This window comes from Burkholderia sp. MR1-5-21 (genome assembly GCF_053427715.1).
Genome location: NZ_JBSAXD010000006.1, coordinates 125,326 through 140,513 on the forward strand (window position 1 = coordinate 125,326; position 15,188 = coordinate 140,513).

Annotated in this window: 16 protein-coding genes; 11 read left to right on the forward strand and 5 right to left on the reverse strand. The window is 67.7% G+C overall.

Features of this window, described 5'->3' with window-relative positions:
* The first annotated feature begins 42 nt into the window (after positions 1–42).
* From ACV229_RS10810 to ACV229_RS10840, 7 genes are all read left to right on the forward strand, one after another.
* Complete coding sequence (locus ACV229_RS10810) at positions 43–1,659, forward strand: ABC transporter substrate-binding protein (RefSeq protein ID WP_448083118.1); 1,617 nt, start codon at positions 43–45, stop codon at positions 1,657–1,659.
* A 10-nt stretch (positions 1,660–1,669) separates the two neighbouring features.
* Entirely contained in the window at positions 1,670–2,740 is a 1,071-nt protein-coding gene (locus tag ACV229_RS10815) for an ABC transporter permease (protein ID WP_448083119.1), read from the forward strand.
* Positions 2,741–2,821: 81 nt separating this feature from the next.
* Positions 2,822–3,736 carry a nickel transporter permease gene (gene nikC / locus ACV229_RS10820; RefSeq protein ID WP_448083120.1) on the forward strand — a complete coding sequence of 305 codons (915 nt, stop codon included), beginning with the start codon at positions 2,822–2,824 and terminating at the stop codon, positions 3,734–3,736.
* Positions 3,726–4,643, forward strand: coding sequence for an ABC transporter ATP-binding protein (locus ACV229_RS10825; RefSeq protein ID WP_448083121.1), 918 nt, complete (start codon positions 3,726–3,728; stop codon positions 4,641–4,643). The genes nikC and ACV229_RS10825 overlap by 11 nt, the downstream gene beginning before the upstream one ends.
* A complete protein-coding gene (locus ACV229_RS10830) occupies positions 4,640–5,416 on the forward strand; it encodes an ABC transporter ATP-binding protein (protein WP_448083122.1) in 777 nt (258 codons plus the stop codon). The genes ACV229_RS10825 and ACV229_RS10830 overlap by 4 nt, the downstream gene beginning before the upstream one ends.
* 151 nt (positions 5,417–5,567) lie before the next feature.
* Positions 5,568–5,822 carry a GlsB/YeaQ/YmgE family stress response membrane protein gene (locus tag ACV229_RS10835; RefSeq protein ID WP_448083123.1) on the forward strand — a complete coding sequence of 85 codons (255 nt, stop codon included), beginning with the start codon at positions 5,568–5,570 and terminating at the stop codon, positions 5,820–5,822.
* Between the two features lie 314 nt (positions 5,823–6,136).
* Positions 6,137–6,472 (forward strand): type 1 fimbrial protein, encoded by a 336-nt coding sequence (locus ACV229_RS10840; RefSeq protein ID WP_448083124.1) that lies wholly within the window; start codon positions 6,137–6,139, stop codon positions 6,470–6,472.
* A 57-nt stretch (positions 6,473–6,529) separates the two neighbouring features.
* On the opposite strand, the gene ACV229_RS10845 is transcribed toward ACV229_RS10840, so the two are convergent.
* On the reverse strand, positions 6,530–7,402 hold the full coding sequence (locus ACV229_RS10845; protein WP_448083125.1) for a LysR substrate-binding domain-containing protein: 873 nt from the start codon (positions 7,400–7,402) through the stop codon (positions 6,530–6,532).
* A 119-nt stretch (positions 7,403–7,521) separates the two neighbouring features.
* Complete coding sequence (bla, locus tag ACV229_RS10850; protein WP_448083126.1) at positions 7,522–8,442, reverse strand: class A beta-lactamase; 921 nt, start codon at positions 8,440–8,442, stop codon at positions 7,522–7,524.
* Here bla and ACV229_RS10855 point away from each other — a divergent pair.
* A complete protein-coding gene (locus ACV229_RS10855; RefSeq protein ID WP_448083127.1) occupies positions 8,441–8,617 on the forward strand; it encodes a hypothetical protein in 177 nt (58 codons plus the stop codon). The genes bla and ACV229_RS10855 overlap by 2 nt on opposite strands.
* A 42-nt stretch (positions 8,618–8,659) precedes the next feature.
* Here ACV229_RS10855 and ACV229_RS10860 read toward each other — a convergent pair whose 3' ends face one another.
* Entirely contained in the window at positions 8,660–9,505 is an 846-nt protein-coding gene (locus ACV229_RS10860; RefSeq protein WP_448083128.1) for a peptidoglycan DD-metalloendopeptidase family protein, read from the reverse strand.
* A gap of 551 nt (positions 9,506–10,056) precedes the next feature.
* Between ACV229_RS10860 and ACV229_RS10865 the strand changes: the two genes are divergently transcribed.
* Positions 10,057–10,953: a LysR substrate-binding domain-containing protein gene (locus tag ACV229_RS10865; RefSeq protein WP_448083129.1), complete on the forward strand. Its 897-nt coding sequence runs from the start codon at positions 10,057–10,059 to the stop codon at positions 10,951–10,953.
* A 66-nt stretch (positions 10,954–11,019) separates the two neighbouring features.
* On the opposite strand, the gene ACV229_RS10870 is transcribed toward ACV229_RS10865, so the two are convergent.
* Positions 11,020–12,003 carry an aldo/keto reductase gene (locus tag ACV229_RS10870; protein ID WP_448083130.1) on the reverse strand — a complete coding sequence of 328 codons (984 nt, stop codon included), beginning with the start codon at positions 12,001–12,003 and terminating at the stop codon, positions 11,020–11,022.
* A gap of 129 nt (positions 12,004–12,132) precedes the next feature.
* Between ACV229_RS10870 and ACV229_RS10875 the strand changes: the two genes are divergently transcribed.
* Entirely contained in the window at positions 12,133–13,083 is a 951-nt protein-coding gene (locus ACV229_RS10875) for a LysR family transcriptional regulator (protein WP_448083131.1), read from the forward strand.
* A gap of 21 nt (positions 13,084–13,104) precedes the next feature.
* On the opposite strand, the gene ACV229_RS10880 is transcribed toward ACV229_RS10875, so the two are convergent.
* Positions 13,105–14,121, reverse strand: coding sequence for an aldo/keto reductase (locus tag ACV229_RS10880; protein ID WP_448083132.1), 1,017 nt, complete (start codon positions 14,119–14,121; stop codon positions 13,105–13,107).
* A 141-nt stretch (positions 14,122–14,262) separates the two neighbouring features.
* Here ACV229_RS10880 and ACV229_RS10885 point away from each other — a divergent pair, with 141 nt between their 5' ends.
* On the forward strand, positions 14,263–15,174 hold the full coding sequence (locus tag ACV229_RS10885; protein ID WP_448083133.1) for a LysR substrate-binding domain-containing protein: 912 nt from the start codon (positions 14,263–14,265) through the stop codon (positions 15,172–15,174).
* Positions 15,175–15,188: the final 14 nt, after the last annotated feature.

The window sequence follows — 15,188 nt, forward strand, 5'->3', positions numbered from 1 at the left end:
AATGCCCGCCCTCTTTCCCGTTCACCGACCGATGGAGCCCGCATGAAACTTCCGACATCCCGGCTCGCCGCCTCGCTGGCCGCCGCGTCCGCCTTCGCCGCTCTCTCCGTCCTCGTCGCCGCCCCGCTCGCCGCACGCGCGGAAACGCCGAAGGACATGTTCGTGATGGCCACGCTGCTGGATGAATTCACGACGCTCGATCCCGGCGAGATCTACGAGCTGGTGCCGGAGGAATACGTCGCGAACACCTACGACCGCCTCGTGCGCGTCGACCTGCGCGATCCGTCGAAATTCAACGGCGACGTCGCGCAGTCGTGGACCGTGAGCCCCGACGGGCTGACCTTCACGTTCAAGTTGCGCGCCGGCCTCAAGTTCCATTCAGGCAACCCGCTGACGGCCGACGACATCGCGTGGTCGATCCAGCGCGCGGTGCTGCTCGACAAGGGCCCGGCCGCGGTGCTGACGGGCATCGGCCTCACGAAGGCGAACGTGCTCGCGAACGTGAAGAAGCTCGACGACCAGACGGTGTCTGTCACGACCGACCAGAAGTACGCGCCGACCTTCGTGCTGAACGTGCTCGGCTCGTGGCCCGCGTCGGTGCTGGACAAGAAGCTGCTGCTGTCGCACCAGCAGGGCAACGACTTCGGCAACGGCTGGCTGAAGACCAACGAAGCAGGCTCTGGCGCGTACCGGCTCGTCAAGTGGACGGCCGGCGACAGCGTCGTGCTGCAGCGCTTCGACGGCTACCGGCTGCCGCTCGCGATGAAGCGCATCGTGCTGCGCCATGTGCCGGAAGCGGCGAGCCAGCGCCTGCTGCTCGAAAACGGCGACGTCGATGCAGCCCGCGACCTGAGCCCCGACGATCTCGCCGCAGTCGTGAAATCCGGCAAGGCGAAAGTGACGCCGTCGCCGCAGGCGACGCTGCTGTATCTCGGACTGAACACGAAGAACCCGACGCTCGCGAAACCCGAGGTGCAGGAAGCGCTGAAATGGCTCGTCGATTATTCGGGCATCCAGGCGCACGTCGTGAAGACGACCTACAAGGTGCACCAGACCTTCCTGCCGGACGGCTTCCTCGGCACGCTCGCCGCGAACCCGTACAGGCTCGACGTCGCGAAGGCGAAGGCACTGCTCGCGAAGGCCGGCGTGCCGAAGGGGTTCACGGTGACGATGGACGTGCGCAACGACTATCCGTATACGGAAATCGCGCAGGCCGTGCAGGCGAACTTCGCGCAGGCCGGCGTCAACGTGCAGCTGATCCCGGGCGACAACAAGCAGACACTCGCGAAATACCGCGCGCGCCAGCACGACATCTACATCGGCGAATGGTCGGCCGACTACATCGATCCGCACAGCAATGCGCAGGGCTTCGCGTGGAATCCGGACAACAGCGACAAGTCGAGCTATAAAATGCTGGCCTGGCGCAACAGCTGGGACATTCCGCAGCTCACGAAGGACACCGACGCGGCGCTCGCGGAGCCGTCCGCCGCGAAACGCGCGCAGCGCTACCAGGCGATGCAGAAGGCGATGCTCGCGCTGTCGCCGTTCGTGATCATGTTCGAGAAGGTCGCGCAAGTCGCGACGCGGCCCGGCGTAAGCGGACTCGAAGTCGGCCCGATCAACGATCTCGTGTCGTACCGTAACCTGAAGAAGCAATGAGATTCACCGCATGTCGACTCCCGCCTCCTCCCTCGAAGCATTGCGCACGCTGCCCGAGCGGCACCCCGGCGTGCGCTGGGCGCTGCGCGTGCTGCGCTGGGCGCTCACGCTCGCCGTCACGTTCGCCGGGCTGCTCGCGCTGACGTTCGTGATCGGCCGCAAGGTGCCGATCGACCCCGTGCTCGCGATCCTCGGCGACCGCGCGTCGGCCGACGCGTACGCGGCCGAGCGCATCGCGCTCGGGCTCGACAAGCCGCTCGCGACACAATTCCTGATCTACGTGCGCGACGTGCTGCACGGCAATCTCGGGATGTCGCTGCTGACGTCGAACCCCGTGCTCGACGACATCAAGCGCGTGTTTCCGGCGACGCTCGAACTGGCGACGCTCGCGACGCTGATCGGCATCGCGGTCGGCGTGCCGCTCGGCGTCGCGGCCGCGGTCAGGCACAACCGGCCGATCGATCACGTCGCGCGCTTCGTCGGCCTGATCGGCAGCTCGGTGCCGGTGTTCTGGCTCGGCCTGATGGGGCTCCTGCTGTTCTACGCGCGGCTGCACTGGGTCGCGGGGCCCGGCCGGATCGACCCGGTGTTCGACGGCATGGTCGACACGCGCACCGGCAGCCTGCTGATCGATTCGGCGCTGGCCGGCGAATGGGACGTGTTCCGCAACGCGCTGTCGCACATCGCGTTGCCGGCGGCGATCCTCGGCTACTACTCGGTCGCGTACCTGAGCCGGATGACGCGCTCGTTCATGCTCGACCAGCTGAGCCAGGAATACATCGTCACCGCGCGTGCGAAGGGGCTCTCCGAGCGGCGCGTGATCTGGCGTCACGCGTTCGGCAACATCGCAGTGCCGCTGTTGACCGTGATCGCGCTGACCTACAGCAACCTGCTCGAAGGCTCGGTGCTGACCGAGATCGTGTTCGCGTGGCCAGGGCTCGGCATGTACCTGACGGGCGCGCTGCTGAACGCCGACATGAACGCGGTGCTCGGCGCGACGCTCGTGATCGGCGCGATGTTCATCACCGTCAACCTGCTGACCGACGCGCTGTACCGCGTGTTCGATCCTCGCGCGCGCTAGCCTCTGTCTGCATAGGGACCGTTTCGCCATGACCGTTTCACTGCGTTTTTCCTTTTCATCGCTGCACAAGGCCGTCCGACCATGAATGCCGAGCAATCGACCTTGCGCGCATGGCTGCTGTCGGATGCGCCCGCGTCGCGCGCACAGGCCGCGTGCGGCCTCGCATACCGCCGCTGGCGCCGTTTCGCCGCGAATCCGCTGAACCTGTTCGGGCTCGCGATCCTCGTCGCGCTGATCGCGGTGGCGATCGTCGGCCCGCTGATCATGCCGCACGACCCGCTGCGCCAGGTGCTTGCCGACCGCTTGCTGCCGCCCGGCTCGCCGTCGCACTGGCTCGGCACCGACCAGCTCGGCCGCGATATCCTGTCGCGGCTGATCGGCGGATCCCGTCTGACGCTCGGCATCGCGCTGCTCGTCGTCGTGATCGTCGTGCCGATCGGGCTCGCGATCGGCACGACGGCCGGCTACTGCGGCGGGTTCGTCGACAGCGTGCTGATGCGCATCACCGACGTCGCGCTCGCGTTCCCGAAGATCGTGCTCGCGCTCGCGTTCGCGGCCGCGCTCGGGCCGGGCGTGGTCAACGCGGTCGTCGCGATCTCGATCACCGCGTGGCCCGCGTATGCGCGGCTCGCGCGCGCCGAGACGATCCGCATCGCGCAGGCCGACTACATCCATGCCGCGCGTCTGCAAGGTGCGTCCGGCACGCGCATCCTGCTGCGCTATATCGTGCCGCTCTGCATGTCGTCGGTGATCGTGCGCGCGACGCTCGACATGGCCGGCGTCATCCTGACCGTCGCGGGCCTCGGCTTCCTCGGCCTCGGCGCGCAGCCGCCGAGCCCCGAATGGGGCTTCATGGTCGCGTCGGGGCGCAACGTGCTGCTCGACGCGTGGTGGGTCGCGACGCTGCCCGGCGCGGCGATCCTGCTCGTCAGCCTCGCGTTCAACCTGCTCGGCGACGGGCTGCGCGACGTCTTCGATCCGCGACATGGAGCGTGACATGACCACCCATCACGCCAATCAAGCCAATCAAGCCAATGTGCCGCTGTGCGAAATCGACGGACTGCGGATCGGCTTTCGCGGCCACGACGGCACCGTCACCGATGCGGTGCGCGACCTGTCGCTGACGCTCGCGCCCGGCGAACGCCTCGGCATCGTCGGCGAATCGGGCTCCGGCAAGTCGCTCACGGGCCGCGCGTTGCTCGGCCTGTTGCCCGACGCCGCGCGCTGGTCCGCGCGCACGCTGCGCTTCGCCGGCCACGACCTGCTCGCGATGCCTGCGCGCGAACGCCGGCGTCTGTGCGGCAGCCAGATGGGGATGATCCTGCAGGACCCGAAATATTCGCTGAACCCGGTGATGACGGTCGCGAAGCAGATGGGCGAGGCGTTCCGCCTGCATGAACCGGGGCTGCGCGGCCGCGCGCTGCGCGAGCGGATCGTCGACGCGCTCGCGGCCGTGCAGATCCGCGATCCGGCGCGTGTCGCCGATGCGTATCCGCACGAGCTGTCGGGCGGCATGGGGCAGCGCGTGATGATCGCGATGATGGTGTCGACCGGCCCGCGCCTGCTGATCGCCGACGAACCGACGTCGGCGCTCGACGTCGCGGTGTCGATGCAGGTGCTCGCGGTGCTCGATGCGATGATCGCGCGGCACGGCACGGGCCTGATGTTCATCAGCCACGACCTGCCGCTCGTGATGTCGTTCTGCGATCGCGTCGCGGTGATGTATGCAGGACGCGTCGTCGAAACCTGCGCGGCAAGCGACCTGCGGCACGCGACCCATCCCTATACGCGCGGATTGCTGGCGGCGAACCCGCCGCTCGCGAATCCGCCCGATGAACTGCCGGTGCTGCAACGCGACCCGGCCTGGCTGAATCTTGCACAGGATCAGGAGGCTGCCCGATGATCGACATCGACCACGTCTCGATCCGTTTCCCCACCCGCACCGGCCATGTCGACGCGGTGCGCGACGCCAGCTTCGCCGTGCGCGACGGCGAAGTGTTCGGCCTCGTCGGCGAGTCCGGCTCCGGCAAATCGACGCTGCTGCGCGCGCTGACGGGGCTCGTGCCGCTCGCGGCCGGCAGCCTGTCGATCGACGGCCGGCCGATCGGCGGCACGCTCGACCGCGCGTTTCGCCGCAACGTGCAGATGGTGTTCCAGGATCCGTACGCCTCGCTGCATCCGCGCTTCACGGTCGACCAGACGCTGCGCGAACCGCTGGCGATCCACGGGATCGGCGATGCCGACGCGCGGATCGCCCGCGCGCTCGCCGAAGTCGGACTCGGGCCCGCGTTCCGCTTCCGTTACCCGCACCAGCTGTCGGGCGGCCAGCGGCAGCGCGTCGCGATCGCGCGTGCGCTGATCGTCGAGCCGCGCGTGCTGCTGCTCGACGAACCGACGTCCGCGCTCGACGTGTCCGTGCAGGCCGAGATCCTGAACCTGCTGCGCCGCCTGCATCGCGAGCGGCGCCTGACGATGATCCTCGTGAGCCACAACCTCGCGGTGGTCGGCTTCCTGTGCCAGCGCGTCGCGGTGATGCAGCACGGCGAGATCGTCGAGCAGTTGCGGGTCGAGGACGTGCGCGCGGGGAATGTCGCGCGCGACTACACGCGCACGCTGCTGCGCGCAACGGAAGGTTATCGGCGGATCGATCCTGCAGTCGACGCGTCCACTGCGTGACGTCGGCACGACTGATCTGCACGACGCGTGCGCACGCGATGCCGGCGTGCGCGAACACGTTGTGCGTGCGGGCCGCGGCGCGGGCTGCAAGGAACCCTTGTGCGTCACATGAGTCCATCCGACATTCGTCCAGCAACGATCGGAGGCGCTCATGCTGCAATTCATCGAAACCCTCGTGGTCAGGTTCATCGTCGGCCTTCTCGCTCGCGCGCTCAAGCCGGGCGACGACAAGATGGGTATGCTGATGACCACCGTCGTCGGCATCGCGGGCTCGCTGATCGCGGGCTACGTCGGCCGCGTCGCGGGCTGGTATGCGCCCGGACAAGGCGCAGGCTGGATCGCGTCGATCATCGGCGCGATTGTGCTGCTGGTGATCGTCGGCGCGGTGCGCCAGCGCGGCGGCTGACACCACGCGGCGTCCCTTCCGCAAACGAAAACGGCCGCTCTCGACGAGCGGCCGTTTTGCTTTTTGACCTGCGTCATGCAAAACGCATCGCCATTCCCGATCGTAGCGCGCCCGGTAATACCCTGACTTGCGATTGCTCGGATTCGACATATATTGAATCGAGCAATACACGGGTTATTTGCTTATTTCGATTATTTGAAAACTTTCATTCAAGAGATTCGATGATTTTGCCGTTTATGCATTCAGCTTCGCAGCGTTGACGGACTGCCATTCGAGCGGCCTCGCTGCGACGCGCTTCCACCCTGGAGCCTGTCATGAAGCACCGCTTGTTTGCCGCCTCGTTCGTGTTGGCTGCCTCGCTTCTGGCGTCGTCCTCGTCCTTTGCCGACGGGGCTTCCGGCATCATCCGCTTCACCGGCATGATCGTCGAGCCGCCGTGCTCGTTCGACATCGACGCGGCCAATGCCGCCCACGCGAGCGTGCATCCCGCGTGCCCGCGCCCGGCCGCCGGCCAGATCGCTTTCGTCGACGCCGCCACCCAACAGGCTGTCAAGACCACGACATTTACGCAAGCATCACATTCGATCGATTTACCGAATCGCGCCGACAAGTCGCATTCACCGATGATTGCAATCGTCACGTATCAATAACGTGCGCCTCGGGTCCGGCTGCGATGAATTCGCGCGGCCCGGTCGTCCGCCATTTCGTCAGTCGCGATGGCGTGCGATCCAGTCGCTGAACGCGCGGATCTTCTGCTGGTTGCCGAGGCTCTCGGGATACACGAAGAAATAGCGCGCGCCGGTTTCGAGCACGATGTCGAACGGCCGTTCGAGGCGTCGCGCGCTGACGTCGTCGTCGACGAGCGTCACGTCGCCGATCGCGACGCCAAAGCCCTGCATCGCTGCGTTCGTCGCGAGATCGAGCGTATCGAAGCTTGGCCCGCGCTCGGGATCGATCGTGCGCGCACCCGCATGGTCGAGCCAAGCGCGCCAGTCGCGATGGTCGCGCGTCGGATGCAGCAGCGTGTGTCGCACGAGATCGTCGACGTCGTCGAGCGGCGACGTCTGCCGCAGCTCGGGCGCGCAGACGGGCGTCAGCCGTTCGTCGAACAGCGGCAGCGCAAACACGCCCGCGCCCGGCGACGTCCCGTAGACGATCGCCGCGTCGAACGGCTCGGTCGCGAAATCGACGTCGTGCTGCCATGCGGTCGTGATCTGCACGTGCAGGTCGGGATGCTCACCCTGGAAGCGCATGATGCGCGGCAGCATCCAGCGCATCACGCAGGTCGGCACCTTCAGCGCGAGATCGGTGCGTTGCCGCGTGAGCTTAAGCGAGATGTCCTCGATACGCGCGAAGCTCTCGTTGATGACCGGCAGCAGTTGCTCGCCCTCGGCCGTCAGCGTCAACCCCTTAGCGTGCCGCTTGAACAGCGGGAAACCGTAGTGCGCCTCGAGCGTCTGGATCTGCCGGCTCACCGCGCCCTGCGTGATGCAGAGCTGCTCGGCCGCGCGCGTGAAGCTGCGATGGCGGGCCACCGTCGAGAAGATCTGCAGCGCGTGCAGCGGGGGAAGTCGGCGCATGGCGAAACGAGGTGAACGAAAGGATCGCGCGCCGCTGCCGGCGCGCAGAACAACACGATAAGGCAAACGCCGGGTTTGCGCGAGGCGGTGAAGCCCGGCTGTCGGCCCGCGGTCAGCCGTCAGTTGCCGCCAGCCGGGGCGGTGAGCGCCGCGGCCGAGATGCGCGCCGCCGACGCGACGACATCCGCGCGCGGCGCCGCATCGGCGCGCGGCTGCGTGAACGACACCGCCATCACGAGCGGCGCGTGCGACGGCGGCCAGAGCACCGCGACGTCGGTCGTCGTGCCGTAGCCGCCCGCCCCTGCCAGATCCGCGACGCGCCAGTCGGACGGCACGCCGGCGCGGATGCCGGCGCCGGTGCCCGCACCGCCGCTCGGATTGCCGGCCATCCACTTCGTCAGCAGCGCGCGCTGCGGTTCGCCGAGCGTGTCGCCGAGCAGCAGCCGGCGCATTGTTTCGGTCATCGCAAGCGGCGTCGACGTGTCGCGCTCGTCGCCGGGCGCGGCCGTGTTCAGCTCGGGCTGCCAGCGGTCGAGGCGGAACAGCGTGTCGCCGCTCGCGTGCGCGAATTCGGTCACGGCCTGCGGGCCGCCGAGCACGTCCATCAGCAGGTTCCCTGCGGACTTGTCGCCGGATTGCAGCATCGCGATGCAGAGCTGCTCGATCGTCATGCCGGTGTCGACGTGGCTCTCCGTGACGGGCGAACCCGACACGACGTCGTAACGGCGGTACAGGATCCGGCGCGGCAGCAGCGACGCGTCGAGTGCGCTGCGCGCGAGCATCGCGGCGACGGCGACGACCGCATACGTCCCGCACAACGGGAAATGTTCGCGTGAACGATAGGCGATTCGCGCGCCGGTCGCGGTGTCGAGCGCGGCGACGCCGAGGCGGCCGTTCGACGCTTTTTCGAGTGCGTCGAGCTGGGTTTGCGCGACGTGGACGCGCTCATGATCGGCGACGGGCGCCGGCGCGCACGCGGCAACGAACGGCGCGGCAACGGCGGCAAGCAGCAGCGAGCGGCGTGACGGAGAGTGGTCCATGGATGTCGGGGCGGCTGCGTATCTGGGGCTGCGTATTGGAAGCGGTGTATCCGAAACGAAGCATCCGCACACGCGCGTGCGCGGCAGACTGCACACGCTCGGGCTCGAACTCCAGCACTGGCACTGGCACTGGCACTGGCACTGGCACTGGCACTGGCACTGGCCGCTAGCGTAACAGCGATGGCGCCCTTGTTCCAGCGGCGCCCGCGCGCCGCGTTCAGCCTTGCGACGACGGCAGGTACGGCATCGGGTTGACCGGCTTGCCGTCGCGCCGCACCTCGAACAGCAGCGCGACGCGCGAGTTGTCGAGGTCGCCCATCTCCGCGATTTCGTCGCCCTTGTGCACGACGTCGCCCGTCTTCACGAGCAGCTTGCGGTTATGCGCATAGGCGGTCAGGAAATCGGCGTTGTGCTGGACGATGATCAGGCTGCCGTAGTCGTTCAGGCCGGTGCCCGCATACATCACGCGGCCGTCGGCGGCCGCGCGCACCGGGTCGCCCGGGCGGCCCGCGATCTGGATCCCGCGGTTCTGCCCCGGCTTGAACGGTTCGACCACGCTGCCGCGCGCGGGCCACGCGAGCGCGACCGCGCTTGCGTGCCGCTTCGTTTCCTTGACGACCTGCCGATTGCTCGCGGTGTCCGCGGCCGGCTGCGGGCCCGACGCCGCCGTCGTGCCGCCGTTCGCGGCGGCCGTCGACACGGGCGCCTGCGGCGTCTCCTGCTTCACGATGCGCAGCGCCTGCCCGGCACGCAACCGGCTGCGTGCGTTGAGCTTGTTCCACAGAAGCAGGTCGGCCACGCTGCAGTCGTTCGCCGACGCGATACCCGTCAGCGTGTCGCCGCGTCTGACGACATAACGGTGCGCGACGAGGATCGGCGCCGGCGGCATCTGCGCCGCCGCAGGCTGGGCTGGCGGCACGGCGGGCGCGCTCTGCTGCGACGCCGACGCACCCGCAAGCGTATCGCTCGGCGGGGTCTGCTGCGTTGCGCAGCCGGCCATCACGACAACGGCGGCCAGGCCAGGCAGCCATCCCGCCATGCGGTTGATCTCGCGCTTTTCCATGGTCGACCCGATTCCGATTTGACAATCTTTCAAGCATCTCAAAAATGGGACGGCCGACGTGTAACCGGATGCAAACAATGATGACAAACGATCACGAACCCGATGCCGGCAGCATATTCGATGCTGGTAATACGGTCAGATCCGGAAAAACTTGATGCCTGGTGACGAGATTGGCGAAAAAAATTCCGTCATGCGGAAAAATGACAGTCGGCCGTCATTCGAGGCCGCCCGGCCGCGCCGCCCGCGAACGCTTCCCGCGTGACGGCCGGCGGCACGGTGCGGCCGTGCTCAGCGCAGCCATTCGGCGACTTCCCGACAGGCCAGCACGATGCCGACACACAGAAAGAACAGATGCAGTGCGATCTTGAACGACACGCCCCACGATGGATCGTTGCGCATGACAGGCTCTCAGGTTCGACGTCCCGCCATGATCCGGCATTGTTCGCGCCCCGAAAATACGGAAGCGGCGAATCGGGCCTCAGGCAGCGCCTGAGCCCCGTGCGCCGTTCCCTGCTACCTTATCGCCCAAACCAACGACATCCGACCCCATCATGCGCTTCGACCTGACCGACCTGCGGCTTTTCCTGAACATTTGCGACGCGGGCACGATCACGGGCGGCGCGGAACGCACGCACATCACGCTGCAGGCCGCGAGCGAGCGTATTCGCGGGATGGAGGACGAGCTCGGCGTGCCGCTGCTGCACCGGACCAAGTCCGGCACGCAGGTCACCGACGCCGGCCACGCGCTCGAACACCATGCGCGCACCGTGCTGCAGCAGATCGACCACATGCGCGGCGAGCTGCAGCAGTACGGCCAGGGGCTGCGCGGGCACATCCGGCTGCTGTGCAATACCGCGTCGCTCAGCGAATACCTGCCGGACGCGCTCGCCGACTACCTGCCGCATCATCCGAAGCTGTCGATCAGCGTCGAGGAGCGCTCGAGCCAGGACATCGTGCACGCGATCCGCAGCAAGACCGCCGACGTCGGCATCGTCGCCGATTCGGTCGGACTCGGCGGGCTCGAACAGAAGCCGTTTCGGGAAGACTGGCTGATCGTCGTCGTGCCGGCCGGCCATCCGCTCGCCGCGCGCGACAAGGTCGCGTTCGACGAGATCGTCGACGCTGACTTCATCGGCCTCACCGACGGCAGCGCGTTGCAGGTGCATCTCGCGGACCAGGCGCGCGCGCTCGGCAAGCGGATCCGCTATCGCGTGCAGCTGAAGAGCTTCGATGCGATCTGCCGCGTGATCGAAAGCGGTGTCGGCATCGGGATCGTGTCGCGGCACGCGGCGTTGCGCGCGATGCCGACGATGGCGGTGCAGACGGTCGAGCTGTCCGATGCGTGGAGCCATCGGAAGCTCACGCTGTGTGCGCGGTCGTTCGACGCGCTGCCGAAGTACACGAGGGAGTTCGTCGGGTTTCTGGCGGGCGAGCCTGCCGGCAAGTAGCGCCGCAGGCGCGGCCGGAAACAGGGCATGCCGCCCCGCGTCCCGCGCGCGCTCGCCCGTTCCGGCCTATCGCCCGACACGCGCCTGCAACGACGCCGGATAGCGATCGCCTTCGATCCGGACCGATTCGAGCGCGTCGGCGATCTTGCGCAGATCGTCGGCGGAAAGCTCGACCGCCGCGGCATCGAGGTTTTCCGCGAGCCGATGCAGCTTCGTCGTCCCGGGGATCGGCACGATCCACGGTTGCCGCGCGAGCAGCCATGCCAACGCGATCTGCGCACGCGTGACGCCCTTGCCGGCGGCGATCTCGCCGAGCACATCGACGAGCCCGCCATTCGCCTTCCGGTTCGCTTCGGAAAAACGCGGCACGATGGTGCGGAAATCGCTCGGATCGAACGCCGTGCGCTCGTCGATCGCACCGGTCAGGAAACCCTTGCCGAGCGGACTGAACGGCACGAAGCCGATGCCCAGCTCCGCGAGTACCGGCAGGATCGTGGTTTCGGGTTCGCGCCACCACAGCGAATACTCGCTTTGCACGGCCGCCACCGGCTGCACCGCATGCGCGCGCCGGATCGTTTCCGCGCCGGCTTCGGACAGCCCGAAATGGCCGACCTTGCCTTCCCGGATCAGATCGGCGACGGTGCCCGCGACGTCCTCGATCGGCACGTCGGGATCCACGCGATGCTGATAAAACAGGTCGATGCGATCGGTCTTCAGGCGCTTGAGCGACGCGTCGGCCACCGCGCGGATGCGCGCCGGGCGGCTGTCGAGCGGCTGCTTCGAGTCGCCGTCCCGAAAGCCGAACTTGGTCGCGATGACGACCTGGTCCCGGAACGGCGCAAGCGCCTCGCCGACCAGTTCCTCGTTCGCGAACGGGCCATAGCATTCGGCCGTGTCGAAGAATGTGACACCGCGCTCGAATGCCGTGCGGATCAGCTTGATACCGTCCGCTTTCTCCGTGGCGGGGCCGTAGCCGAAGCTCAGCCCCATGCAGCCCAGCCCCAATGCGGACACTTCGAGGCCGCTCCTTCCCAGTTTTCGCGTTTGCATCCGTTTCTCCTGCGTGCGGCTCGCGCGTGACATACGCGCGACGTCCCGGCAACGCTGCAAAGTCTAGGTTGCTGACGACAGCTCAACAATCCATCATTTGTTTGATGATGTATTGAGGGATTTTCACAAATGATGCGTACCGGACTGCCTGAGCTGACCGCGTTCATCGCGATCGCGGAACAACAGAGCTTCAGCCGCGCGGCCAGCGCGCTCGGCGTATCGCCGTCGGCGCTCAGCCACACGATGCGCAATCTCGAGGCCAAGCTCGACGTGCGCCTGTTCAACCGCACGACCCGTTCAGTCGCGCTGACCGAAGCGGGCGAACAACTGCTGCGCCGCGTACGGCCGGCGATGGCCGACCTCGAAGACGCGATGAACGAAGCCGCATCGGCGCGCAACCGGCCGTCGGGCTCGATCCGGATCAGCGCGTCGGAATTGTCGGCGAGGCCGCTGATACGCGAGGTGCTGCCGGGGTTTCTCGCCCGCTACCCCGACATCCAAGTCGAATTCGTCGTGGATACCCGGCTCGTCGACATCGTCGCCGATGGCTTCGATGCCGGCATCCGGGTGTGGGAAGACGTGCCGCGCGACATGATCGCGATTCGTTTCGGCCCCGACATGCGCTTCGCCGCAGTCGCTTCGCCCGAATACCTGGCGGCACGCACGCGGCCGAAAGCGCCGCACGACCTGAAGCAGCACCACTGCATCCGGTTCCGCTTCGAAAGCGGCGCGCTGTACCGCTGGGATCTCGAATATCGCGGCAAGAGCGCGAGCATCGACGTCGACGGGCCGCTGACGCTGGGCAACCTGAACCTGATGGTGGAGGCCGCGCTGAGCGGAATCGGGATTGCCTGGGTGCCGGAACATCTGGTGGCCGGCCATCTGGCGTCCGGACGGCTGGTTCACCTGCTGCGCGAATGGAGCCCCGGCTTTCCGGGGTTGTGCCTGTACTACCCCGCGAACCGCCATCCGCCGACCGCGCTGCGGCTGTTTGCGGAAGCGGTTCGCGAATGGGCGGGGAAAGCCGGCGCAACGAACGACCGGCCAGGCGCAGCGACGAGCGCCGCCCGGCGTCAGTGAGCCCACGAACCCGGCCGCCGCTCACCCGGTGTGGCCATCCCCCCGCCCCTGCTCGCTGTCGAGGTGCGCCATCTGTGCGGCCGGATAACGGTCGCCGGCCGCCGCCCCGGCGGGAACCGCCGCTTCGATGTGGGAGAGGTCATCGACCGTTAGTTGCAATTCAAGCGCCGACAATGCGTCTTGCAGTTGCGTGCGCTTGCGCGCGCCAATCAGCGGCACGATGTCGTCGCCGCGCGACAGCGCCCACGCGATCGCGACCTGCGCCGGATTGCTGCCCCTCGCGTCGGCGATCGCGCGCAGCGCGTCGACGAGCGCGAGGTTGTGCGTGAGGTTCTCGCCCTGGAAGCGCGGGCTCGCCGCGCGGAAATCGCGCCCTACCTCCCGCTCCACCGTCCAGCGTCCGCTCAGCAGCCCGCGCGACAGCACGCCGTACGCGGTCACGCCGATCCCGAGTTCGCGGCACGCGGGCAGGATCTGCGCCTCGATATCGCGCGACAGCAGCGAATACTCGATCTGCAGGTCGGCGATCGGCGCGACGGCCGCCGCGCGGCGCACGGTATCGGCGCCGACCTCGGACAGCCCGATATGCCGCACGTACCCTTCCTTGACGAGATCGGCGATCGCGCCGACCGTCTCCTCGATCGGCACCGCCGGATCGATGCGCGCCGGCCGATAGATGTCGATGCAGTCAGTGCCGAGCCGCTTCAGCGAATACGCGACGAAGTTCCGGATCGCCGCGGGCCGCGCGTCGTAGCCGACGAACTTCCCGGCCGGGTCGCGCAGCGCGCCGAACTTCACGCTGATCACGACCTGGTCGCGCGCCCTGCCGCGCAGCGCGTCGCGGATCAGCATCTCGTTGTCGCCCATCCCGTAGAAGTCGCCCGTGTCGAGCAGCGTGATCCCGTGGTCGAGCGCCGCATGCAGCGTCGCGATGCTTTCGTCGCGGTCGGCCGGCCCGTACAGGTCCGACATGCCCATGCAGCCGAGCCCGATGGCGGAGACCTGCGGGCCCGTGCGGCCCAGTTGACGCAGTTTCATGTCCGTTTCCTCGCAGTGGTGAGTGGATGGACGCGATTCTGGCGAGATCGCGCGTGTCGATAAACGCGAAAGACTCCACCAAACTATTCGACGCTGATTAACAATGGAGCCTGTTCCAATCCGCCAGGTTTTCCGTTCCGCATGGACCATCTGCACGCTATGCGCATCTTTGCGCGCGTCGCGCATCTCGGCAGCTTCACGAAAGCGGCCGAGCAAATGCAGCTGCCGCGCCCGACGGTCAGCAACGCCGTCCAGTATCTCGAGAAACATCTGAAGATCCGCCTGCTGCAACGCACGACGCGGCGCGTCGCGCTGACCGCCGAAGGCGCGACCTACTACGAGCGCTGCACGCGGCTGCTCGCCGATCTCGACGACGCCGAGACACTGTTCGAGGACGCCAGCGCGTCGCCGCGCGGGATGATCCGCGTCGACCTGCCCGAGCGTTTCGCGCTGAACGAAGTGATCCCCGCGCTGCCCGCGTTTCACGCGCGGTATCCGGACCTGCGCGTCGTGATGAGCACGACCGACCGCTTCGTCGACCTCGTCGCCGACGGCATCGACTGCGCGGTGCGGGTCGGCGCGCTGTCCGACACGTCGCTCGTCGCGCGGCGGATCGGCGAGCTCGTGCAGGTCAACTGCGCGTCACCCGCGTATCTCGCGCGCCACGGCACGCCCCGCTCGCCCGACGACCTGCCCGAGCACGTCGCGGTCGGCTACTTCTCGACGCGCACGGGCCGCGAGCTCGACTGGGAATATGCGGACATGGATACCGGCGAGATGCACGCGCTGAAGATGCGCAGCGTCGTGTCGGTCAACAGTTCGCAGGCCTACCTCGCGTGCTGCATCGCGGGACTCGGGATGATCCAGGCGCCGCGCGACGGGCTCGCCGAACCGCTCGCGAACGGCTCGCTCGTCGAAGTGCTGCCGGAATGGAATGCGGCGCCGCTGCCGGTGTCGGTGGTGTTTCCGCACGGCCGGCACCTCGCGCCGCGCGTGCGGATTTTCGTCGACTGGCTCGCGCAGACGCTCGGCCGGCCGCATCGGGCCGGCTGAGCGGCGCCCGGGCT

Excerpts from the sequence above, each read along its gene's own strand:
- ACV229_RS10860 (WP_448083128.1), bottom strand. The coding sequence starts at position 9,505 with ATGGAAAAGCGCGAGATCAACCGCATGGCGGGATGGCTGCCTGGCCTG.
- ACV229_RS10855 (WP_448083127.1), top strand. The coding sequence starts at position 8,441 with ATGGATGTCGGGGCGGCTGCGTATCTGGGGCTGCGTATTGGAAGCGGT.
- ACV229_RS10815 (WP_448083119.1), top strand. The coding sequence starts at position 1,670 with ATGTCGACTCCCGCCTCCTCCCTCGAAGCATTGCGCACGCTGCCCGAG.
- ACV229_RS10830 (WP_448083122.1), top strand. The coding sequence starts at position 4,640 with ATGATCGACATCGACCACGTCTCGATCCGTTTCCCCACCCGCACCGGC.
- ACV229_RS10885 (WP_448083133.1), top strand. The coding sequence starts at position 14,263 with ATGGACCATCTGCACGCTATGCGCATCTTTGCGCGCGTCGCGCATCTC.
- bla (WP_448083126.1), bottom strand. The coding sequence starts at position 8,442 with ATGGACCACTCTCCGTCACGCCGCTCGCTGCTGCTTGCCGCCGTTGCC.
- ACV229_RS10835 (WP_448083123.1), top strand. The coding sequence starts at position 5,568 with ATGCTGCAATTCATCGAAACCCTCGTGGTCAGGTTCATCGTCGGCCTT.
- ACV229_RS10870 (WP_448083130.1), bottom strand. The coding sequence starts at position 12,003 with ATGCAAACGCGAAAACTGGGAAGGAGCGGCCTCGAAGTGTCCGCATTG.
- ACV229_RS10845 (WP_448083125.1), bottom strand. The coding sequence starts at position 7,402 with ATGCGCCGACTTCCCCCGCTGCACGCGCTGCAGATCTTCTCGACGGTG.
- ACV229_RS10840 (WP_448083124.1), top strand. The coding sequence starts at position 6,137 with ATGAAGCACCGCTTGTTTGCCGCCTCGTTCGTGTTGGCTGCCTCGCTT.
- nikC (WP_448083120.1), top strand. The coding sequence starts at position 2,822 with ATGAATGCCGAGCAATCGACCTTGCGCGCATGGCTGCTGTCGGATGCG.
- ACV229_RS10810 (WP_448083118.1), top strand. The coding sequence starts at position 43 with ATGAAACTTCCGACATCCCGGCTCGCCGCCTCGCTGGCCGCCGCGTCC.
- ACV229_RS10825 (WP_448083121.1), top strand. The coding sequence starts at position 3,726 with ATGGAGCGTGACATGACCACCCATCACGCCAATCAAGCCAATCAAGCC.
- ACV229_RS10865 (WP_448083129.1), top strand. The coding sequence starts at position 10,057 with ATGCGCTTCGACCTGACCGACCTGCGGCTTTTCCTGAACATTTGCGAC.
- ACV229_RS10875 (WP_448083131.1), top strand. The coding sequence starts at position 12,133 with ATGATGCGTACCGGACTGCCTGAGCTGACCGCGTTCATCGCGATCGCG.
- ACV229_RS10880 (WP_448083132.1), bottom strand. The coding sequence starts at position 14,121 with ATGAAACTGCGTCAACTGGGCCGCACGGGCCCGCAGGTCTCCGCCATC.